Source organism: Gilvimarinus sp. 1_MG-2023 (genome assembly GCF_030548285.1).
On sequence record NZ_JAUOSC010000515.1, the window covers coordinates 1 to 333 of the forward strand.

Sequence of the window (333 nt, forward strand, 5' to 3'; positions counted from 1 at the left end):
GTCGCCACCAAGGTGATGCAATCGGCCCTCGCCGTGCGCGAAACCGTCATGAAACTGCTGGATGTACTGGTCTATATCCTGGTGTATTTCACCGCCATTATTGTGATGGTCGCGGCAGCCGACTGGCGGCTGATACTGCCGATGCTGGGTTGGCTGCTGGCCTATGTGCTGATCCAGATCTATTTTGTACCACGACTCAAACGGGTTTCGGCGGCACAAGCCGATGCCCGCTCACAAATGACCGGCCGCATCGTCGACAGCTACACCAATATCCAGACCGTCAAACTGTTTTCCCACAGCCAGCGTGAAACCGCCTACGCCCGTGAATCAATG

The 333-nt window shown here is 56.2% G+C and carries 1 protein-coding gene; it reads left to right on the plus strand.

What is annotated here, in order from left to right; genetic code table 11:
- The coding region (locus Q4563_RS17875) for an ABC transporter transmembrane domain-containing protein (RefSeq protein ID WP_303605457.1) at window positions 1-333 on the plus strand (333 nt) is incomplete at both ends.